This window comes from Flavimaribacter sediminis (assembly GCF_019492055.1).
GTDB lineage: Bacteria > Pseudomonadota > Alphaproteobacteria > Rhizobiales > Rhizobiaceae > Flavimaribacter > Flavimaribacter sediminis.
In genome coordinates this window covers 1,445,302-1,466,868 of record NZ_JAICBX010000002.1, presented here as the reverse complement: position 1 = coordinate 1,466,868, position 21,567 = coordinate 1,445,302, and the positions used below count along the sequence as shown (strand labels likewise).

Annotated in this window: 20 protein-coding genes; 12 read left to right on the top strand and 8 right to left on the bottom strand. The window is 60.4% G+C overall.

The genetic code is table 11. The annotated features are described in order from the left end of the window. Positions 1–3: 3 nt before the first annotated feature. Positions 4–840, top strand: a complete 837-nt coding sequence (locus K1W69_RS15140) for a helix-turn-helix transcriptional regulator (RefSeq protein WP_220229144.1) — start codon at positions 4–6, stop codon at positions 838–840. Here the strand turns inward: K1W69_RS15140 and K1W69_RS15135 are convergent. The 3 genes from K1W69_RS15135 to K1W69_RS15125 form a co-directional block, all read right to left on the bottom strand. After that, positions 752–3,817, bottom strand: a complete 3,066-nt coding sequence (locus K1W69_RS15135; RefSeq protein ID WP_220229143.1) for an efflux RND transporter permease subunit — start codon at positions 3,815–3,817, stop codon at positions 752–754. The two genes, K1W69_RS15140 and K1W69_RS15135, sit on opposite strands and share 89 nt — an antisense overlap. 12 nt (positions 3,818–3,829) lie before the next feature. Then, a complete protein-coding gene (locus K1W69_RS15130; protein WP_220229142.1) occupies positions 3,830–4,945 on the bottom strand; it encodes an efflux RND transporter periplasmic adaptor subunit in 1,116 nt (371 codons plus the stop codon). Between the two features lie 74 nt (positions 4,946–5,019). Beyond that, entirely contained in the window at positions 5,020–6,237 is a 1,218-nt protein-coding gene (locus K1W69_RS15125; protein WP_220229141.1) for an aminopeptidase P family protein, read from the bottom strand. A 272-nt stretch (positions 6,238–6,509) separates the two neighbouring features. On the opposite strand from K1W69_RS15125, the gene K1W69_RS15120 reads away from it, so the two are divergent. Continuing rightward, positions 6,510–7,244 carry a DUF1223 domain-containing protein gene (locus K1W69_RS15120; RefSeq protein WP_220229140.1) on the top strand — a complete coding sequence of 245 codons (735 nt, stop codon included), beginning with the start codon at positions 6,510–6,512 and terminating at the stop codon, positions 7,242–7,244. Positions 7,245–7,365: 121 nt separating this feature from the next. Next, the gene (locus K1W69_RS15115) at positions 7,366–7,743 is read left to right on the top strand and encodes a DUF2794 domain-containing protein (RefSeq protein ID WP_220229375.1); all 378 of its coding nucleotides are present in this window, start codon (positions 7,366–7,368) and stop codon (positions 7,741–7,743) included. Positions 7,744–7,766: 23 nt separating this feature from the next. On the opposite strand, the gene K1W69_RS15110 is transcribed toward K1W69_RS15115, so the two are convergent. The 4 genes from K1W69_RS15110 to K1W69_RS15095 form a co-directional block, all read right to left on the bottom strand. After that, a complete protein-coding gene (locus K1W69_RS15110; protein ID WP_220229139.1) occupies positions 7,767–8,327 on the bottom strand; it encodes a GNAT family N-acetyltransferase in 561 nt (186 codons plus the stop codon). Between the two features lie 79 nt (positions 8,328–8,406). Then, a complete protein-coding gene (locus K1W69_RS15105) occupies positions 8,407–9,150 on the bottom strand; it encodes a Bax inhibitor-1/YccA family protein (protein ID WP_220229138.1) in 744 nt (247 codons plus the stop codon). 183 nt (positions 9,151–9,333) lie between these two features. Further along, a complete protein-coding gene (locus tag K1W69_RS15100; protein ID WP_220229374.1) occupies positions 9,334–11,832 on the bottom strand; it encodes an ABC transporter permease in 2,499 nt (832 codons plus the stop codon). Between the two features lie 65 nt (positions 11,833–11,897). Next, positions 11,898–12,605, bottom strand: coding sequence for an ABC transporter ATP-binding protein (locus K1W69_RS15095; protein WP_220229137.1), 708 nt, complete (start codon positions 12,603–12,605; stop codon positions 11,898–11,900). 72 nt (positions 12,606–12,677) lie between these two features. On the opposite strand from K1W69_RS15095, the gene K1W69_RS15090 reads away from it, so the two are divergent. The 7 genes from K1W69_RS15090 (at position 12,678) to K1W69_RS15060 (ending at position 17,398) form a co-directional block, all read left to right on the top strand. Then, the gene (locus K1W69_RS15090) at positions 12,678–13,334 is read left to right on the top strand and encodes an arylesterase (protein WP_220229136.1); all 657 of its coding nucleotides are present in this window, start codon (positions 12,678–12,680) and stop codon (positions 13,332–13,334) included. A 136-nt stretch (positions 13,335–13,470) separates the two neighbouring features. Then, positions 13,471–14,058: an RNA 2',3'-cyclic phosphodiesterase gene (gene thpR, locus K1W69_RS15085; RefSeq protein ID WP_220229135.1), complete on the top strand. Its 588-nt coding sequence runs from the start codon at positions 13,471–13,473 to the stop codon at positions 14,056–14,058. Positions 14,059–14,082: 24 nt separating this feature from the next. Further along, complete coding sequence (locus K1W69_RS15080) at positions 14,083–14,382, top strand: 4a-hydroxytetrahydrobiopterin dehydratase (protein ID WP_220229134.1); 300 nt, start codon at positions 14,083–14,085, stop codon at positions 14,380–14,382. A gap of 71 nt (positions 14,383–14,453) precedes the next feature. After that, a complete protein-coding gene (locus K1W69_RS15075; RefSeq protein WP_220229133.1) occupies positions 14,454–14,837 on the top strand; it encodes a YkvA family protein in 384 nt (127 codons plus the stop codon). Between the two features lie 223 nt (positions 14,838–15,060). Further along, positions 15,061–15,564: an invasion associated locus B family protein gene (locus K1W69_RS15070; RefSeq protein WP_220229132.1), complete on the top strand. Its 504-nt coding sequence runs from the start codon at positions 15,061–15,063 to the stop codon at positions 15,562–15,564. Between the two features lie 132 nt (positions 15,565–15,696). Further along, positions 15,697–16,941 carry a dual-specificity RNA methyltransferase RlmN gene (gene rlmN, locus K1W69_RS15065; protein ID WP_220229131.1) on the top strand — a complete coding sequence of 415 codons (1,245 nt, stop codon included), beginning with the start codon at positions 15,697–15,699 and terminating at the stop codon, positions 16,939–16,941. Position 16,942: 1 nt separating this feature from the next. Further along, a complete protein-coding gene (locus K1W69_RS15060; RefSeq protein ID WP_220229130.1) occupies positions 16,943–17,398 on the top strand; it encodes a hypothetical protein in 456 nt (151 codons plus the stop codon). Between the two features lies 1 nt (position 17,399). On the opposite strand, the gene K1W69_RS15055 is transcribed toward K1W69_RS15060, so the two are convergent. Next, the gene (locus tag K1W69_RS15055) at positions 17,400–18,041 is read right to left on the bottom strand and encodes a LysE family translocator (RefSeq protein WP_220229129.1); all 642 of its coding nucleotides are present in this window, start codon (positions 18,039–18,041) and stop codon (positions 17,400–17,402) included. Between the two features lie 150 nt (positions 18,042–18,191). On the opposite strand from K1W69_RS15055, the gene K1W69_RS15050 reads away from it, so the two are divergent. Both K1W69_RS15050 and K1W69_RS15045 read left to right on the top strand, forming a co-directional pair. Beyond that, complete coding sequence (locus K1W69_RS15050) at positions 18,192–19,409, top strand: argininosuccinate synthase (protein WP_220229128.1); 1,218 nt, start codon at positions 18,192–18,194, stop codon at positions 19,407–19,409. Between the two features lie 109 nt (positions 19,410–19,518). Further along, the gene (locus K1W69_RS15045; RefSeq protein WP_220229127.1) at positions 19,519–21,552 is read left to right on the top strand and encodes a M3 family metallopeptidase; all 2,034 of its coding nucleotides are present in this window, start codon (positions 19,519–19,521) and stop codon (positions 21,550–21,552) included. Positions 21,553–21,567: the final 15 nt, after the last annotated feature.

Genomic DNA, 21,567 nt, shown 5'->3' with positions numbered 1-21,567 from the left:
GGTATGCATAAATTCGACAGGCTTTCGGCGCTGGTGGAACATTTGGCCGTAAGCGCCCGGATCGCCGGGCCAGGCGACGGCAATCTTGTGATCTACGGGAACGACGGCCTGCCGGAAGGCGCGGAGTTGATGACCGAAGGCGAACCAAGCCGCATTGAGCCTGCGAAGCGGCTGTTCGCGGCGCAGATCAACTGGGCCGGGCGATCCAATCCGGTCTTCGCGTCACTGGCGCCTGGTTTCGACTTTCCCGCCGGCGAATCCGACGAAACGCGTAGGCTGCTTCAAATGGTCGTCTTTGAAGCAGACGCCCAAAGGTGCGGCTCGGGACAGGTGCTGAACCGCCTGTGCGAAATCCTGATCATCCAGCTTCTGCGCAATGCGATCGAGCGCGGCTGCAGTTCAGCCGGCATGCTCGCAGGATTGTCCGATCCGAAAATCAGCCGCGCCCTCGTGGCCGTCCATGAAGATCCGGGCCGATCCTGGAGCAATAGCGACCTTGCGGAGGAAGCCGGCATGTCGCTTAGCCGGTTCTGCGAACACTTCACGCGCCTGGTCGGCGAAACGCCACAAGCCTACGTCCGGCGCTGGCGGTTGACAATCGCCCACCGGCGGATGGCGCAAGGCCAGCGCGTACACCTGGTCGCGCGCCAGCTCGGATACAAAAGCGGCGAGGCTTTCAGCCGGGCCTTTCAGCGCGAATTCGGCATCAGCCCGCTCAATGTCCGCATGGCCGAGCGGGCGGAACGGGACGTTACGCCGGTTCGGCTGCCGGTTGCTTCCGCCAAAGCCGAACGCCTCCAAAGAGCAGATAATAGCCTCCGGGAACGAAGAACAGCGTAAGCAGCGAGGCGACGGCAAGACCACCGATCATCAGCGTCGCCATCGGTTCGAACAGCGCCCCGCCGGCGATCGCCATGGGCATCAGGCCGAAAATCGTCGTCAGCGACGTGAGCAGGATCGGCGTGACACGCTTCTTCGACGCCTCGACAACAGCTTCGCGCAATTCCAGCGTCCGGCGCTCGATATCGATCTGGTCGATCAGCACGATGGCGTTGTTGATGATGATGCCGGCAAGCGAGATCATGCCCAGTATGGCGAAGAAACTCAGCGGTTCTCCGGTCAACAACAGAGCCAGCGGCGAGCCGATGATGATCAGCGGAACGGTCATGAAGGTCAGCGCCACCCGGCGCGCGGAATTGAACTGGAACATGAGCGCGATCAGCATCACGACAATCGCCGGCGGCATTCCGGCGGCAAGCAGCGCGTTGACCTCGGCGCTGTTTTCCGTCTCGCCGCCGATTTCCACCGTATAGCCTCCGGCCAGATCAAGATTGTCCAGCGTCGGACGCAGCAACTCGACAACTTCGCCGGCTGACAGCGTATCGCTCTTGCCGGAGACCTTGATCATGCGGACCTGGTTCTCGCGCCGCATCTGCGAGAACTCCAGTTGCGGATCAAAGGTGGCCACCTGATCGAGCGAGATGAGGCGTCCGTCGGCCGGAATGGCGAGCGTCGCCAGATCCTCAAGGCTGCTGCGGAAACCCTGTACGGCGCGCAGAACGATGGGGATCGACTGGTCGCCTTCGCGATAGGTGGAATAGGCCGTCCCGGAATAGAACGTATCCATGAGATCCGAGATTTCCTTCGACGAGATGCCGAGTTCCCGCGCCTTGCTCTGGGAGACGTCTATGACCACCTTGAGCGACTTGTTACCCCAGTCGTTTTCGTTCTGGACGATATCGGGAACGTCAGCGAAGGCCTGTTCAACCTCGTCTGCGAGATAGAGCAGTTTTTCAGCGCCCGGCCCTGAGATGTCTATCTCCACGATGCCGGATTCCCCACCGCCCATGGACAGCCGCTTGATCTTGAAACGCGCGGCCGGATGGTTTGCGTAGAGATAATCGGACGCGCGCGCCGCCGCTGTGACCGCGCCCTGGTAGGACTGCGTATTGACCAGAATGAACGCCGACGAGGGATCCGTGTCGGCTGGCGACAGCGCAAGATAAAAACGCGGGCCGCCATCGCCGACGAAGATGGTGGTGTTCAGCACTTCCGGGTTCTCTTCGCTGTCGAGCAACCATTTCTCGACGGCGAGCGCTTCCGCCTGTGTCGCCGAAATCGCCGTGCCCTTGGGCATGTCGAGGTAGATCATATATTCGGCGCGCTCGGAGAGCGGGAACATTTCCTTCTTGATGGAGGAAAACGCGCCGGCGGCGAGAACCACCACAACATAGCATGCGAGCATGATGAAGGGCGCCAGCGGCAGGCTGCGCGACACCATCGCCCCATAGACGCGCACCAAAAGATTGGGTTCAGGCGGCGCGTCCGACGTGCTGCGCCTGGCGAACCACACGCACAGCGGCGGCAGGATATAGAGGGCGGTTATCCACGATCCGGCCAGCATGACTCCCACGACTGCGCCAAGCGAAAAGGCGAATTCGCCCTCGACGCCGTCGAGGATCAGCATCGGGATAAAGGCAGACACCGTCGTGATGGAGGCGACGGCAAGCGGGATGAAAAACTGGCGACCGGACCCGATCGCCGCGGCTTGCGGCTCCTCGCCGGCCCGGATGCGGTTCTGGATGTCTTCCACCACCACCAGCCCGTTGTCGACAAGCAGCCCAAGCGAGATGATCACCGCCGCAATCGAAATCTGCTGAAGGTCTATGCCGAGAATATTCATTCCGACCAGCGCGAACATCACCGTGAAGGGCACAATGCAGGCGATGATGAAGGCCGTCCTGAGACCGAGGAAGACCAGCAGGACGACCACGACGACAACGAACGTCTGCAGCACGTTGAACAACGCGTTGTTTATCGCCTGTGTGACATTGGTTTCCTGGAAGGTGGAGAACCGGTAGGAGATTCCGATCGGCTGGGTCTGTTCGAAATCCGCAACCGCAACCTCCAGCGCCTTGCCGATCTTCTGGATGTCTTCCGTATCGTTCATTTCCACGGAGACGATGATCGCCGGCTCGCTGTTGAAATAAACCGGCTTGTCGACGGGGTCCTCATAGCCGCGCCGGACATCCATCAGATCCTTCAGCCGCACATAGCCCGAAAGACCCTCCACCTTCGTCAGGAGGTCGCCGATCTCCTCGACGGATTTCAGATCGCCATTGGCCTCGAGTATCAGATTAACGCCGTCGGCGTCGATTTGTCCTGCCGGCAGAATAACGTTCTGGGCCTGCAGGTCCGATATTACCTGGTTCAACTGCACCCCGACAGAGGCAAGCTTGCGGGGATTGATCTCCAGCCAGATCCGCTGCTCCTGAACCCCGTAAAGAGAGACCTTGGATATGCCGTCCACGGTATAGAGATACTCGCGAAGGTCGTCTGCGGACTCCCGGATGTCTTCGTAGGAAAAGCCTTCGCCGGTGACAGCGACGGTGGCGATGGCGACGTCGCCATAGTCGGTATTGACGAACGGCCCTTCGGTTCCCGTCGGCAGGTCGTTCTTGACGTCCTCGATCTTGTTGCGAACCTCCTGGAAGATGCGGTCGAGTTCGGTTCGGGGAACCGCGTCGTAAATCGTCACCGTCACCACCGTGCTGCCGGTCAATATCAAGGAATTGATATCCTCGATCTCGCCGATCTCGCGCATCTTGCGCTCAATCGGCTTGACGATGAGGTTTTCCATCCGCTCCGGGGACATGCCGGGAAACGAGGCGGTGATCAACGCGCTGCGTATGGTGATCGCCGGGTTTTCCCGCTTCGGCATGCCGCCGTAGAGCACGACGCCCTGAACGAGCAGCGCCAGCATGATGAGCACGGTCATGCGCGAACTGGAAATTCCGAAACGGGTGAGGAAATCCATCGCCTTTCCCCGCTATTGCGCGTCGCTCAGCAACCGGACCTTCATGCCGTCCCGGAGGAAGGACACGCCGGCGCAGGCGACCAGGTCTCCCGGCTCCAGCCCGTCGATGACGATCAACTGGTTGTCGCGCAATCCTCCAATCCTGATAGACCGGCTTTTTACGGTTTCGGTCTCGGGGTCATAAACGAACGCATTGCCGAAGTCGCCTTCTGCCGTGCTTTTGGGCGCGCTCAGATCGCTGCCCATGGGAATGATCGTCAACGGCATGGTGAATCCGGAACCGCTCGGAACCGTGAATTCCAGCGCAATCTCGACCGCCATGCCGGACTTCAGCAGCGGGTTTGTTTCATCGAGCTTCACCACCACCGGGAATGATGAAACGGTGTCGGCCCGTGATCCGAGTTCGCTGACGTGGGCGGCAAGCACAACGGAAGGATCGTCAGCGAGGCGGACATTAGCCGGCTTGCCGACTGCAAGCTGATGAACGGTGTCGAAGCTGACCGTGAAAGCCGATTCGAATTCATCGTCCGCATAGAGCGTGAGCACCGGCGAACCGGCGGTCACATTGGTGTAGGACTGCATGTCCACCGATCCGATAATGCCGTCGAAGGGCGCCTTGAGGTCAGCCCGGTCGAGATCCTGTTCGGCGTTTTCGAGTTGCTTGCGCGCCTGTTCCTCCTGCGCCTCGTTGGACTTCCAGTTGGTCTGCGCCTCATCTGTTTGCGCCTTTGTCGATACGCCCTGTTCCAGCAGCTTTGCCTTGCGCTCGTAATCTTCCCTGGCGTTTTTCGTTTTCACTTCGGCCTGGTTCAGCGCGGCGCGCGCATTGTCGACCTGTGTCTGCAGCGACCTGGGATCTATACGCGCAAGCACCTCGTCTTTGCTGACGGTCTGGCCGACGTCGAGATTCACCTGCTCGAGTTTTCCTGAAATCTCGAAGGAAAGCGATGTGATCGAGGATGGCTGCAAAACGCTCGGATAACGGCGGACTGTATTTGTCTCGCTTTCCGAGACCTCGCAGGTTTTCAGCCCGCGCGCCTGCGGCTCGATGTCTCCGGTGCGGCTGTCGTCCTCGCCGCATGATGCGAGGATTAGGCCAAATCCGATAACAGCCGCCAGCCTGCGCATTGCCTTCCTCCGGAACGACCCCTGAATGCCAACCATCTTGTCCTAGCAGCGACAACGGGCAATGTCAGTATCTTTCAGACGGGAATAATATTGCTGCCCGGCCCGTAAGGAAATTTGGTTATGTTCTCGGCGCCATCCTCGTATACGACAAGTATGTCGTGCTCGCGATAGCCGCCCGCGCCGGGCATAGCCTGCGGCGCCCACAGCATCGGCTCCATCGAGACCACCATACCGGGCTCCAGAACCGTGTCGATGTCTTCGCGCAGCTCCAGACCCGCCTCGCGCCCGTAATAATGCGAGAGTATACCGAATGAATGGCCGTAGCCGAACGACCGGTATTGAAGCGCGTCATGGTCTGCGAGGAACCGGTTGAGTTCGGCGCAGATACAGGAACAGGTCGCGCCCGGCCTAATGAGCGACAGGCCGAATTCATGCGCCGCGACGTTGATCTCCCAAAGCCGCAGCGAGGCGGGATCCGGCTCGCCGAGAAACAGGGTTCGCTCCAGTGCAGTATAATAGCCGGAAATCATCGGAAAGCAGTTGAGACTCAGGATGTCCCCCGGCTCGAGGGTCCTTGTGGTGACGGGATTGTGGGCGCCGTCAGTATTGAGCCCCGACTGGAACCATACCCAGGTGTCGCGCAGTTCGCTGTCGGGATGCGACCGGGCGATCTCGGCCTCCATGGCGTCGCGACCGGCCATGGCGACGTCGATTTCCCGCACGCCGGGCCTGATCGCGTCGAACACCGCCTGACCACCGAGATCGGCGATCCGCGCGCCTTCCCGGATGAGAGCGATTTCCTCGCCTGATTTCACCATGCGCAACCGCATTGTGTCGTGCGCGATATCGACCAGTTCTGGATCATCGAGAAAACCCGCGAGCTTTTCGCGCATGGCGAGCGTCAGGTGGTCGGCCTCGACGCCGAGGCGGCCAACGCCCGGCAAGGTCGACAGGACCGCGCGCCAGAAATTTTCGCGCCGCCAGTCGGTGTAGATGATATTTCCGTCGGTCGAGCGACGCCAGGGCTGGCTGCCGTCGATATTGGCGGAAATCGTGACGCAATCATCCGCCGTGACGACGCAGCCATAAGGACGCCCGAAGCTGCAATACAGAAAGCCTGAATAATAGGCGATGTTGTGCATCGAGGTCAGAAGAACAGCCGGGATGTCCAGCTCTTCCATGACGGCGCGCAGCGCCGCCTGACGACGGCGATATTCTTCGTGTGAGAAAGGCAGGGTCGCCTTTTCTCCATCCTGTCTCGTGAAAAAATCCGGGCGATCTGCGATATCCATGCGAGGCTCCTTTCCGGACGCGCCGATGCGGCCGGCATGACGATCCGGGCGTACAGGATGCAAATGGGGAAAGCACGGTAACGGCGACGCCATCGCCGAACGTCTCGCTGACTACTTCAACTCCAGCTCACGGTCAATTGCGCGCCGTCCGAAACCGTCTCACCGCAACGTGACTTTATCTTGTAATAGCTGGCGTCTACAAATTAATGGCTGCGAACAGCGGCGATCCTTCTCATAAAGACTGGATCATAAGGCGTGTTGCGATGAAGTTGATGCAGATACTAGTGGCGCTTGCCTGCGCCGCCGTGCTTGCCGCGTTGCCGGCTGCAGCCGGAGACGGGCGGCCGAAAGGCGTTGTCGAGCTGTTTACCAGCCAGGGATGCTCTTCCTGTCCACCTGCCGACGCGGCGCTGGGAAAACTGGTCGAACAGGGCGATGTTGTGGCTTTGAGCTATCATGTCGACTACTGGAACTATCTCGGCTGGAAGGACACGTTGAGCAGCGCCGAAAGCACAGAGCGTCAGTATGACTACGCCAGAACGCTCGGTCGAAAAAGCGTCTACACCCCCCAGGCGGTGCTGAACGGACGCGATCACATGAACGGCGCCGACCTATCCGGCATCAATCGCACGCTCGACACGCTTGATGACAACGGGAAGGGCCTGACAGTGCCGGTGACGGCGGTCAGGGAAGGCGACCGGCTGAATATCCATATCGGAGACGGTCGCGGCAAGGCCGATATCATTATTGTCTATTTCGACGAGCAGAACACCGTGGACGTGGGGCGTGGCGAGAATCGCGGCCGCAAGATCACCTACTGGCACTCGGTGCGCGACGCCCAGACCGTGGGTATGTGGGACGGCAAGGCCATGGAGCTTGTTCTACCGATGACGGTGATGGATCACGAACGCTACGGCGGATGCGCGATTCTCGTTCAGAAGATGAAGTCAGCGACAGTCCCCGGCCCGATCATCGGCGCTTCCATCGTAACGGATTCACCGAGCTGAAACGCCGGCTTTCCGACCCGGATTTCCCGTGACTTGCATTTGACGGCGTTTTTGGCAAACTGGCGCGATGAGTTTGTCCGATGCATTCGATCGCATTGGGCAGGGCAAGAGCGGGGTGACAATGGCGTCCAATCCGGATCAGGCGGAAAACCAGTCTCAGATCGTCAATCTGAAAGACTTCCGGAAATCGAAGGAAACCATTCCCGTTACCTTTCACCGCAGGGAACTAGACGCCATTTTGAGGGTCTATTCACGCATGGTCGCGGAAGGCGAATGGCGCGACTACGCCATCGACCATCTGAAGGACCGCGCCGTCTTTTCCGTTTTTCGCCGCACCAGCGAAGTGCCGCTTTTCAGGATCGAGAAGAACCCGAAACTGGCCCGCAAGCAGGGCGCCTATTCGGTGACGGCGGCAAGCGGCCTGATCCTCAAGCGCGGACACGAGATCGCACAGGTTCTGAAGGTCTTCGACAAGGCGCCGCGACTGGTGCGCGGCTAAGCGATCATACCGGTCGCAAAAGGTTACACTTCCCGGAACAGCGTCCCCGGATAGGCGTTCGCGTCAGGGTCGGTTGACTGACCCTCTCCGAGCGGCAATTGCATGATGGTGGTGTCGAGCCAACGGCCATGCTTGAACCCGGTGGCTTTCATGGCGCCGGTCAGCTGGAAGCCGAGTGCGCGGTGCAATGCGACAGAAGCCGGCGATGCGCCGCCGATGACGGCGATCATCTGACGAAAACCAAGATCGGCAGAGCGCTCGACCAGGGCCGCAAGAAGCGCCTTGCCGACGCCCTTGCCGCGCGATTGCGGCGGCAGATAAATTGAATCCTCGACCGTCCAGCGATAGGCCGGGCGGGTTCGATAGGGTCCGGCGTAGGCGTAGCCGGCCAGTTCCCCAGTGGGCGTTTCGGCAACGAGATAGGGGAATCCGCTTTCGACGAGCCCCGTGTAGCGGGCCTGCATTTCCTGAAAGTCAGGCGGCGTCAATTCGTAGGTGGCGACACCGTTCAATACGGATTCGCGGTAGATTTCGGTTATGCGCTCAAGGTCCCGGGGCGCGACCTGACGGACTGAAATATCCATTTTTGTCGATTGTCTGGATTGGGATCGGGCGCAAAAAAGGCGGTCCGAAGACCGCCTTTCGCTGATAAGTCCAACTGGTTCAGTTCCGGTTTCCGAAAAGCTGAAGCAGGAACAGGAACATGTTCAGGAAGTCCAGATACAGACGCAGCGCGCCCATAATGGCCTTGCGGCCGGCGACTTCCGAACCATCGCCCTCGTAGTACATTTGTTTGATCTGCTGTGTGTCGTAGGCCGTCAGACCCGCGAAGACCAGCACGCCAATTACGGAAATGGCGAACTGAAGAGCGCTCGACTGCAGGAAGAGATTGACCAGCATGGCGATGACGATGCCGATGACGCCCATGAACAGGAACGACCCCATTCCGGACATATCGCGTTTCGTCGTGTATCCGTAGAGAGACAATGCGCCGAAGGATGCGGCCGTAATGAAGAACGTCCGGACGATGCTCTGGCCGGTGTAGATCAGGAAGATCGACGCCAGCGACAGGCCTACCAGCGCTGCATAGACCCAGAAGGTCGTCTGCGCGGCGCTTACGCTCATTTTGTGAATTCTGAAACTCAGGAAAAACACCATGCCGAGCGGCGCAAGAATGACGACCCATTTCAGCGGGCTTGCAAACAACAAATGGCCGAACTGGGTAAGCTGGCCGTCCTGCACGGCCATGGTGAAGGCGCCATACGCCGCAACGCCGGTTATCGCCAGGCCCAACGCCATCAGGTTGTAAACGCGAAGCATATAGGACCGAAGGCCCTCATCGATCGCAGCGCCAGTCTGCGCACCGGCGTGGGCTCCGCGCGCCTGGTAATTCCGAAGATCCGCCATATCTACCTCATAATAGCTGTGTGACATGAAGAAATGCCCTTGCTCCTCCTCGGAAAAGGGCACAGTTCTCAGCAATATGATGAATCCGCCGCCCAACTACAAGGCCCGAGCGGCAAAATCACGATTCTTTCATCGCTATCGCAAACAGCCGGTAAATACCTGCGACGCAAGCATTATCAGCCGTCAAAGATTGCGTAGCACCGGCGCCGCCTTCTGTCCGAGCACCCGCCATGTGCCGATGAGGCCGATCCCGACCGTCAGGACCAGCGCGATCACGATCGTGGCGACAGCCACATCCGGCAAGAATTCCGAACGCAGGGTCATGATGCGGGCGACGATGAACCAGGCGGCTATGCCGCCGGCGACGAGCGCGAAAATCGCCGTTGCGAGCCCGATCAGCATGTATTCGTAGGAAAACGCCCTGATCAGCGTGCGCCGCGTGGCGCCCAGCGTCTTGAGAACGACGGCGTCATGCGCGCGCGCCCTGTTGCCGGCCGCCAGCGCGCCGGCAAGCACCAGCACCGACGTGATGAGCGCGACGCCGGCGGCGGCGCGGATGGCGGCGGCGAGTTGCCCCATCAACCGGTTGATCACATCAAGCGCGTCCTTGACCCGAACAGAAGTAACGGTCGGGAAGGCGTTGGTGACGGCGCGCAAGATACGGCTCTCGTCGGCGGGCGCCGCCTCAGGATCGTTGAGTGTCGCCAGCCAGGCATGCGGCGCGCCGGCGAAGGTGTTGGGCGAAAAGACCATCACGAAATTGATGGACAGCGATTCCCATTCCAGTTCACGCAGGCTTGCAATCCGCGCCGTAATGTTCCGCCCAAGGACGTTGACAGTCACGGCGTCGCCAACGCCGACGCCCAGTTCTCCGGCCTCTTCTGCTGAAAAGGAGACCAGCGGTTCGCCGCTGTAATTCTCCGGCCACCACTCGCCGGCCGTCAGCACCGAGTTTTCCGGCACCGTATCGGAATAGGTGACTCCGCGGTCGCCCCGCAACACCCATTCCCCGCCCGGCGGCACTTCCATCTCGCGCACGTCGACGCCATTGAATGCGACGATGCGTCCGCGCAGCATCGGCACCTTCGAGAGGCTGCCCCCCGGCGCTTCCTGCTCGACGAGCGTCGTGAATGCCTCGACTTCCGAACTCTGAATATCGACAAAGAAGAAATTCGGCGCCTGTTCGGGCAGCGCGCCGCTGATTTCGCGGCGCAGATTGCCGTCAATCAGCGCCAGCGTGACCAGCAGCGCAAGACCGAGGCCGAGCGACAGGACGACGGAAGGCGTTAGCGCGCCGGGACGGTGGATATTGCCGATCGCCAGCCGTAACGGGGTCGAGCGAACGCTCGGCGCCCTTCGCGCCAGCATCTCGATCAGCGTCGAAACCAGACGCAGTAGAATGAAGGCGAAGACGATGCCGCCCATGAAGACCGTGGCTATGAAGCGGTCATAGGACGTGTAGATCGCAAGGCCTGCGATCATCAGTACCAGCAGAAGGGCGGCGATAATATAACGGCGAGCCGGCAATCCGGATGCGTCGAAGCCCTGCTCGCGGAAAAGCGCAGTTGCCGGAACGTTGCGCGCGCGGCCAAGCGGCAAAAGCGCGAAGGCGAGCGCTGTCATGACCCCAAAGAGCGCGGCCAGAAGCAGCGCGCCGGGATAGAGCGTCACATCCGACGATACGGGAAGTATGCCGGAGAGGAACGCCTGCGCGGCGATCGGCATGAGCGCGCCAAGCACCAGTCCGATCACGATGCCGATCGAGGCCACCATCAGCATTTGTATGAGGTAGACTGAAAAAACGAACTCGCCCGAAGCGCCAAGACATTTGAACGTCGCGATCACGCCCCGCTTGGCGTCGAGATAAGCCCGCACGGCGTTTGCGACGCCAACGCCGCCGACGATCAGAGCGGTCAGGCCCACCAGCGTCAGAAACTGGGAAAAGCGGACAATATTCGCCGTCAGGGAGGGCGCTGCGTTACTGCGACTGCGCACAGACCATCCGGCTTCGGGAAAGGCGCTTTCCGTCGCGATGCGCACAGCTTCGATGTCGGCTTCGGTTGCGGCGTCGCCGAGACTGATCTTGTAGCCATATTCCACGAGACTGCCGGTGCGGATCAGGCCCGCCGCGTCGAGGCCGTCTTGCGAGAGCATCAGCCGTGGCGCGAAACCGAAGCCGTCCGAAAAGGCGTCCGGCTCCAGATCGATCACAGCGCGGATGTCGAAGGCGGCGTTGCCAAGCAGCAACTGGTCGCCCCTGGCAAGTCCCAGACGGTCGAGCAGCAACGGCGCGACGGCGACGCCGTAATACCCGTCAACCTGATCGAAGAGGTCAGTGCTGGAAAGCTGCGGCGTGGTTTCGAGAGCGCCATAAAGGGGATAGTTCGCCTCGACCGCCTTGACCTCGACAAGCGTCTGGTCGGAGCCGTCGGGAAGCCTGGCCATGGAGCGCAGGCCTGCTGTCGACGTCATCGCGCCCAGTTGCGCCAGATGGGTCTGCTCATCCTCAGACGCCGGCCGGTTCTGCAGTTCGAATCGGATATCGCCGCCGAGGATGGTGCGGCCCTCTTCGTTGATGGCGGCCGTTATCGACTGCGAAATGGAATTGACGCCGGCGATGGCGGCGGTTCCGAGGGCGATGCAAGCGATGAAAATATAGAATCCGGACAAACCGCCGCGCATCTCCCGCAACGCGAGGCGAAACGCCAGGCGCAGGCTCGTCAGGAAGGATTTGGCCGGAGGCGGCGTCACGCCATCGCCGCCCGGATCGCGTCGGACTGGCCGTGATCGATAATCTCGCCGGACCGCACACGGACCTGACGCGAGCAACGCTCGGCCAGAACCGGATCATGAGTGACCAGAAGCAGGGTCATGTTTCTCTCGCTCTGCTTCGAGAAAAGCAAATCGGCGATCTGGCGTCCGGTTTCCGTGTCGAGATTGCCGGTCGGCTCATCCGCGATCAGCATGGCGGGAGACGGCGCAAGCGCGCGGGCGATCGCCACCCTTTGCTGTTCTCCCCCGGAAAGTTCGCCCGGATAGTGCGTCAGGCGTTCGGCGAGGCCGACGGAGGCGAGCTCCGCGCGCGCAATGTCGAAGGCGTCCGCGCGACCGGCGAGTTCCAGCGGCACGGCGACGTTTTCAAGCGCTGTCATGTTGGGAATGAGGTGAAACGACTGGAATACGATGCCGATATTGCGACCGCGAAAATCGGCGACCTGGTCCTCGCTCATGGCGTGGATCGGCTGGCCAGCGACGACAATCTCGCCGGAATCGATGCGCTCCAGCCCCGCCAGCACCATCAGCAAGGTCGACTTGCCGGAACCCGACGGACCGACAATGCCAACGGACTCGCCGGGCATCACCTGAAGCGCCATACTTTTGAGGACATGCACGGACGACGCCCCGTCGCCCAGAGTAAGATCTGCCTTTTTCAGCTCGATGATGGGTGTCGTCACGTCGCAGGCTCACTATATTGGGCGGAAAGACAGATTTCGGTTCGGACTGCAAAGGGATTTAGGGACCTCGGGATGAAAATTAAAGCTGTCGCACGGATTTTACTTGCCGCGGGCGCGTTGGTTGCAACCTTAAGCATGGCCGCCCGGGCGGAGCCGGTGAACATTGTCGGCTTCGGCGACAGCCTGATGGCGGGTTACCAGCTGGCGCCGGCGGACGCGTTTCCGGTCAAGCTGGAGGACGCGCTTGTCGCCACGGGCAACGAGGTGACGATCGCCAACGCCGGGGTTTCCGGCGACACGTCCAGCGGCGGGCTCTCGCGCCTCGACTGGTCCGTCCCGGACGACGCTGACGCGGTGATACTGGAACTTGGCGCGAATGACGCGCTTCGCGGCATCAGTCCGGAAAAAACACGGGAGAATCTCGACGCCATGATTGCCGCGCTCAAGGGTCGCGGGGTCGAGGTTCTGCTTGTCGGCATGCTCGCGCCGCCCAACATGGGAGACGCCTATGCGGATCTCTTCAACGGCATATACCCGGACTTGGCGGAAAAATACGATCTGATCCTCTACCCGTTCTTTCTCGACGGCGTCGCCGCCGAGAAAGGCCTCGATATTGGCGACGGCATGCACCCCAATGCGGAAGGAGTCGACATCATGGTGACCCGTTTTCTGCCCTATGCGCAGCAACTCCTGGAGCGCCTTGAAGTCGGCTCAGTCAACGAAAAATAGCGCCAAGTCATGCGAATCACTGGCGTTTTCATCGATTTTGGTGACCGGAAAAGCGACTGGAATGTCATTCAGGGGCTTGCTCTCGAGCCCGACACGTGATTCGTTGAAGATACACATACGATTCGGGGAGGCTCTTATGCCGCGATTGTTCATAGCCCTCGAAATTCCGCCATCGGCGGCTCTCAGTCTCTCGCTTCTCCGCGGAGGCATGTACGGGGCTCGATGGATCGATGTAGAAAACTACCACCTCACCCTGCGTTTCATCGGCGACATAGAAGGGCATGTTGCGGACGAACTTGTCCATGCCCTCGACCGGGTCCACCGGCCGGAATTCACCCTGTCGCTGGTGGGAATGGGCGCTTTCGGCAACAAGAAGCCGCATTCGGTCTGGGCTGGCGTATCGCCGTCTCCGGACCTGATGGCCCTCCAGGCGGAACTCGAAAGGATCTGTCAGCGCCTGGGTCTGCGGCCCGATCCGCGCAAGTTCTCCCCGCATGTCACCGTCGCGCGAACGCGCAACGTCCGGGTCGACGACGTCGTGAAATATCTTTCGGAACGCGGAAATTTCCAGACGGATCCGTTTCCGGTGTCCCGCTTCGTGTTGATGTCCTCGCGCAATTCGGTCGGCGGCGGCCCCTATGTGACCGAGGAAGCCTATCCGCTGTTCAGTGATATGGCGGTCTCCGCCGATGCGAATCGCTTCGCAGCGCAAGGGTATCGTTGAGCCGAAAGCAGGAAAGCGCATCGCATGCCGATCACCGCTCTCGACGCCGCCGCAATCGATACCGGCATGAATGATATTGCGGGCTGGACGCTGAGGAGCGATCGCAAGGCCATTGAAAAGACGTTCCGTTTCAAGACGTTCAACGAAGCCTTCGGGTTCATGGCACGCGCGGCGCTTGCGGCGGAGAAACTGAACCACCATCCCGAATGGTTCAACGTCTACAACCGCGTTGACGTCACGCTCACCACCCATGACTGCGACGGTCTGTCCGAATTCGATTTTCGCCTGGCGCGCGCGATGGATCGCTTCGCCGGCCAGGGATAGTCGCCGGCCGCAACGAATTTGAACATTGCGCGTTGACGTCCCATATTGGTTCCGACGCGAGAGACGAGACAATGGATACGGTCAAGATCGGAGAAATACTGGAGCCTGGCGACGAGGACGCCCGTCGCGAACGCGACCGCAAGGTGCGCAAGGGCTTCTGGACGACCCTCAGACGCGCTGCGCGTCAGCTTCCATTTGTGGAAGACGTTGTAGCCGCCTACTATTGCGCGCTCGACAGTAACACGCCAACGCGGGTGCGTGGAGTTCTGCTCGCCGCGCTCGCCTATTTCGTCTTCCCCATGGACACATTGCCCGATTTCCTGGCGTTTGTTGGGTTTACCGACGATATTGCAGTGCTTGGCGCCGCGATCGCAGCGATCCGCACACATATTACTCCGGCGCATTACGCCGCTGCGCGCCGCGCGCTGGAAGACACGGAAACGGCTCGGTCCTGAGCAATATCGGCCGCTCGCGGCCGATGCAATCTCCCGGAACTGGAGAATATGCTGATCGCCCGCCTAACCGCAGGGTTGCAGAATTGTACAAAATCAGCGAAATCCGAAACAGTGTTGACTGTTTGGTAACCCAAATTTGCACAAATTGAGACAAAATGTTGCCAAACCAGCATGGTCAAGGCAGTCCGTGCCCGTGAAAGCAGAACAGTCCGGTAGGTTGATTATGGTTTTGAAGAAGTTCGTGACAGCTCTGATCCTCGTCATTGCGGTGACAGGCGTCGCCTCGGCCCAGTCGCCGACGCGCATAAAACAATTCAATGCCTGGGGCGCCTATTCCTACAATTCGGCGAACGGCAAGGTTTGTTACATCCTGTCGCTTCCCACCCGCAAGGAGCCGACGAACGTGGATCATGGCGACATATTCTTCCTGGTGTCGCAGCGTCCCGGCCAGAACATCTCCTACGAACCGCAGGCCATGATGGGCTACCAGCTCAGGGACGGATCCAAGGTCGATGTCAACGTGGACGGCCGTAGCTTCACGATGTTCTCCAAAGACGATTCGGCCTGGGTCGAGAACGCCGCCGAAGAACCGGCGCTCGTCTCCGCCATGCGCGCCGGCTCGTCCATGACGGTCAAGGCGACGTCGCAGCGCGGCACCAACACGACCTATACGTTTTCGCTTTCCGGCGTTACCGCAGCGCTCAGCGAGATCCAGAACTGCAACTAGGCGTACGGTCTGACCAGCTTTGCAGCCGTTTAATTGACGGCTGCGCCTTGATATGGCGTCGAAACACCGTATTTTGGGGGAAATTGCGCGCCCCGAGGGCAGCGCACAGATTTCCTTTGAAAGATCCGGCTCATGCCCCTGTCCATCGACCTGAGAGATACCGGCCAGCGCGACTCGTTGTCGCCGCAAGCGACGCCTTTGCATGTCAATGACAACCGCCCATCGCTGATCGGCATGTCGCGCGAGGAACTCGGCGCGGCCCTTGCTGACGCCGGGGTGAAGGAACGCCAGGTGCGCATGCGCACCCAGCAACTGTGGCACTGGCTCTATGTGCGCGGCGCCAGCGATTTCGACGACATGCACAATGTCTCGAAGGATCTTCGCGCAGCGTTGAAATCGCGGTTCACCATTGCGCGGCCCGAAATCGTGGACGAACAGATATCCGCCGACGGCACCCGCAAATGGCTGTTGCGCTTTCCGCCGCGCGGCGCCGGGCGGCCCGTCGAGATCGAGACCGTCTATATTCCCGAGGAAGGCAGGGGAACGCTGTGCATATCCTCACAGGTTGGCTGCACGCTCACCTGCTCGTTCTGCCATACGGGCACCCAGAAGCTGGTGCGCAACCTGACGTCGGAAGAAATCCTCTCGCAACTGCTTCTGGCCCGCGACAGGCTCGGTGATTTTCCCGCCCGGGACACGCCCGCCGGCGCCATCGTGCCTGCAGAAGGTCGCAAGGTGTCCAATATCGTCATGATGGGCATGGGCGAGCCGCTCTACAATTTCGAGAACGTGAAGAAAGCGCTGCTGATCGCCTCGGACAATGAAGGCCTGTCGCTGTCGCGCAGGCGCATCACGCTTTCGACCTCCGGCGTCGTGCCGGAAATCTATCGCACCGGCGAGGAAATCGGCGTCATGCTGGCGATATCGCTGCATGCGGTTCGCGACGACCTGCGCAACGAACTCGTGCCGATCAACAAGAAATACCCTCTCGCGGAGCTGATGCAGGCCTGCCGCGACTACAAGGGGCTTTCCAATGCGCGACGCATTACCTTCGAATACGTCATGCTGAAGGGCGTCAACGATTCGATGGCCGACGCAAAGGAGCTTGTGCGTCTGCTCAAGGGCGTTCCGGCGAAGATCAACCTCATTCCGTTCAATCCGTGGCCGGGAAGCGCGTACGAGTGCTCCTCCTGGGAGCAGATCGAAAAATTCGCGGATTTCGTCAACCACGCAGGCTACGCCTCCCCTATTCGCACGCCGCGCGGACGCGATATCCTCGCCGCCTGCGGCCAGCTCAAATCGGAATCGGAACGCTTGCGCAAATCGGAACGGCTCGCGCTCGAAGCGATGATGATCGCCGGACACGGCGAGGCCTGAGTTGGACCGGTTTCTGGTCTTTTTCCTGCGGCTGTGCGCGATCACGCTCGGCTTCATTCTGGCGACCATCGCGTCGGCCGTCGCCATGGGCTTTCTCACGCAGGTCATCACGCCGCAGGAGGCCAGCCACCTCGCCAATTCGCCGTGGAGCATCGGCCTGATCGTCGGGTTCATGGTGGCCGCCGCCTTCGCCGGCTATGTCGCCTTCATTCCGGCGATGGCCGTCATTCTCTTTGCCGAAATCACCCGCAAACGCGACTGGCTGTTTTATACGCTCGCCGGCGGTATTATCGCACTGATCGTGCCCTTCGCCGGCGCCGCCATGACCGGCGCGACCGACAGATCGGTCAATACGCTCGTGATGATCGCCGTTTCAGGCATGATCGGCGGGTTGACCTACTGGCTGTTTGCCGGCAGCCGGGCCGGCAGCTGGCTACCGCCACAAGAGCAGATTTGATTTACCGCCCCTCCGTCAGAAGAATCCTGACGGCAAAGAGCGAGAACACGCCTGCAAAGACGTAGTCTATCATGCGGGTGATGCGGCGGCTGGATTTCATCCATGCCGCAAGCCTGTCCGCCACCAGCACCATGGTGACGACGATCGGCAGCGAAATCACGTTGAACATCAGGCCGAGAAAGATCAGTTTGCCTGTGATGTGCGGATCGCCGGCGGACACGAATTGCGGCAGGAATGTCATGAAGAAGATGATGATCTTCGGATTGAGCAGATTGACGGTGAGCCCGTGCAGCCAGTGCTGGAAGAAGGTCCGTTCCTTCGGATCGCCGGCCTCGGTCCTGAAGGTGGACCCGTAGCGGATCGCCTGCACGGCCAGCCAGAACAGATAGGCCGCGCCGCCGGTCTTTAACAGAAGAAAGGCGGTGGGCGAGGCCACGACCAGCGCCGATATGCCGAGCGCCACAAGAAGCGTGTGAACGCACACGCCAGCCAGCGTTCCGGCGATGCAGGCGATGCCAGCCGCGCGTCCGTCGCTGAGCGCCCGGCCGAGGAACAGCGTCATGTCGGGCCCCGGCGTGATCGCCAGGATCACCGATGCGAGCGCAAAGGCCAGAAGAACGGGAATATCGGGCACAAAAGGCATGTTCGAGACGCTTCGTCGCAATTCAGATAACGATCGCGCGCTGAATAGCAGCCAAATGCCCACTTGTAACGCGAAGTTTTCGGACTAAAGTGCCGCCGAATTTGCAAGGGCGGCCTCGGGCCGCCACACGTTGGAAAAATACGGAAAACCATGAGCGCTCTCAAAAACGTCAAGAAAGTGGTTCTCGCCTATTCGGGAGGCCTCGACACATCCATCATCCTGAAATGGCTCCAGACGGAAATGAATGCGGAGGTCGTCACCTTTACCGCCGATCTCGGCCAGGGCGACGAGCTGGAGCCCGCGCGCAAGAAGGCGGAGATGATGGGCATCCGCGAAATTTATATCGAGGACGTTCGCGAGGAGTTCATCTCCGATTTCGTGTTTCCGATGTTTCGCGCCAACGCCGTATATGAAGGCGTCTATCTGCTCGGCACATCCATCGCCCGGCCGTTGATCTCGAAACGCCTGATCGAGATCGCAGAAGAAACCGGGGCCGACGCGATCGCCCATGGCGCAACCGGCAAGGGCAACGACCAGGTGCGCTTCGAACTCTCGGCCTATGCGCTGAACCCCGACATCAAGATCATCGCGCCGTGGCGCGACTGGAGCTTCAAGTCGCGGACCGACCTGATCGAATTCGCGGAGAAATACCAGATCCCGATCCCGAAGGACAAACGCGGCGAAGCGCCCTTCTCGGTCGACGCCAACATGCTGCACTCCTCATCCGAGGGAAAGGTGCTTGAAGACCCGTGGGATGAGCCTCCGGCCTATGTGTACCAACGCACCATCTCTCCGGAAGAAGCACCGGACACGGCGACCGAGATCGAGATCGAATTCTCCCGAGGCGACCCGATTGCGCTCAACGGCGAGACACTGTCTCCCGCGACGCTGTTCGCCAGGCTCAATGACTATGGCCGCGACAACGGCGTCGGCCGCCTCGACCTGGTCGAGAACCGCTTCGTCGGCATGAAATCGCGCGGCGTCTACGAAACGCCGGGAGGCACAATCCTTCTTACCGCGCACCGGGCGATCGAATCGATCACGCTCGACCGCGGCGCAGCGCATCTGAAGGACGAGCTGATGCCGCGTTACGCCGAGCTGATCTACAACGGATTCTGGTTCTCGCCCGAGCGGAGCATGCTGCAGGCCGCCATCGACCTTTCTCAGGAAAGCGTCGAAGGCAAGGTTCGCCTCAAGCTTTACAAGGGCAATGTCATCGTCACCGGCCGCGAATCGGCGAAAACGCTCTACTCCGACCAGCTGGTGACGTTCGAGGACGACCAGGGCGCCTACGACCAGAAAGACGCCGCCGGCTTTATCAAGCTGAACGCGCTGCGCCTGCGCACGCTCGCCTCCCGCGACCGCTGAATTGGACAAGACGGGCCGGGTTGACGGTGTAGACATTGTAATCCGGCCCTTGCATCTAATGCGGGCATTGCCTACATCGCCGGAGTCCAACCCGAGCGAGGCATTGTCCATGAGAGTCAACGACCACCTCTTCCACTGGAATGGCCCGCACGGTCTCCCTGACTTCTCGAAAATAGGGGACAGCGACTTCGCCGACGGTTTCGACGCGGCGCTGAAATCCCACATGTCGGAAATCGAGGCGATTGCCGACAATCCGGACGCACCGACATTCGACAACACGGTGACGGCGCTCGAACTGGCCGGAAAAGACCTATCGCGCTGTTCCGCGCTGTTCTGGAACCGGGCGGGAACGGGTTCAAACGACGTGATCCAGGAACTGGAGCGCGAAATCGCGCCACGCATGTCCCGCCACTATTCGGCGATCGCAATGAACCGGAAACTGTTTTCCCGGATCGACGATCTCTGGCAAAAGCGCGAGACGCTCGGTCTCGACACCGAACAGACGCGGGTGCTGGAACGGCACTGGAAAGGCTTTGTGCGGTCCGGCGCGAACCTTGATGACGAGAACCAGAAGCGACTGGCTGCGATCGACGAGGAACTGGCGGGCCTGTCGGCCCGATTCGGTCAGAATGTGCTGCGCGACGAAAAAGACTGGTATTTGGCTCTCGACGGCGAAGACGATCTGGCGGGACTGCCGGACTTCCTGCGCGACGCCATGGCGGAAGCCGCGTCCGAAAAGGGGCTCGATTCGGGCTATGCCGTTACCCTGTCGCGTTCGATCATCGAGCCGTTCCTGACCTTTTCCGAACGGCGCGACCTGCGCGAATCAGCCTTTACGGCCTGGATTTCTCGTGGCGAGAACAACGCCGATCGAGACAATTTCACGCTCGTCGGCAAGATTCTCGAGTTGCGCGCAGAAAAGGCAGCGCTTCTCGGCTACGAGAATTTCGCGGCCCTCAAGCTCGACGACACCATGGCCAAGACGCCGGACGCGGTGAACGGACTTTTGATGAAGGTCTGGGACAAGGCCCTGTTACGGGCGAGGAAGGAAGAAGACGCAATCGCCGGCATGATCGCCGAGGAAGGTAAAAACCATCTGGTTGCGCCCTGGGACTGGCGCTTCTACTCGGAAAAGATCAGGGACCGCGACTTCAATTTTTCAGAAGCCGAACTCAAGCCCTATCTTCAGCTGGAAAAGATCATCGCCGCCTGTTTCGATGTCGCGCACCGGCTTTTTGGAATAAATGAGGTGGAGCGCCCCGACATCGACGCCTATCACCCGGATGTGCGGGTCTTCGAAATCCGCGACGCGAAGGATTCATTGATCGGCCTGTTCCTCGCCGACTATTTCGCGCGCTCCAGCAAGCGGTCCGGCGCATGGATGAGCGCCTTCCAGAGCCAGCACAGGCTCGATGGCGGGCAGATTCCAATCATCTACAATGTGATGAATTTCGCGAAGCCGCCGAAAGGCCGGCCCGCGCTGATCTCGCTGGATGACGCGCGCACGCTGTTCCATGAATTCGGCCATGCGCTGCACGGACTGCTGTCCGACGTCAACTATCCGTCCGTTTCCGGCACATCGGTGTCGCGCGACTTCGTCGAACTGCCCTCCCAGCTTTTCGAACACTGGCTGACGACGCCCTTGATACTCGGCGAATACGCCGTCCACGTTGACACCGGCGAGCCGATGCCGCAGCAACTGCTCGACAAGATGCTGGAGGCGCGCGATTTCAACGCCGGCTTCGCTGCGCTGGAATACACCTCTTCGGCCATCGTCGACATGGCGTTTCACACCGGCGATCCATCAGAGGATCCGGCCGCGTTCGAGATCGAAAAGCTGGCCGAGATCGGCCTGCCGGACGCTATCGTCATGCGTCACCGCACGCCGCATTTCCTGCATGTGTTTTCCGGCGGCTATTCGGCGGGCTACTATTCCTACATGTGGTCGGAAGTTCTCGATGCGGATGCGTTCAGCGCCTTCGAGGAAACGGGCGACGTCTTCGATCCGGCAACAGCGGCAAAGCTGCGCGACAATATCCTTTCGAAGGGCGGAAGCATCGATCCACAGGACGCCTATCTCGCGTTTCGCGGCAAGATGCCAGACGCGGATGCGATGCTGCGCAAGAAGGGGCTCGCCGGCTGAGGAAACGCATCCGAT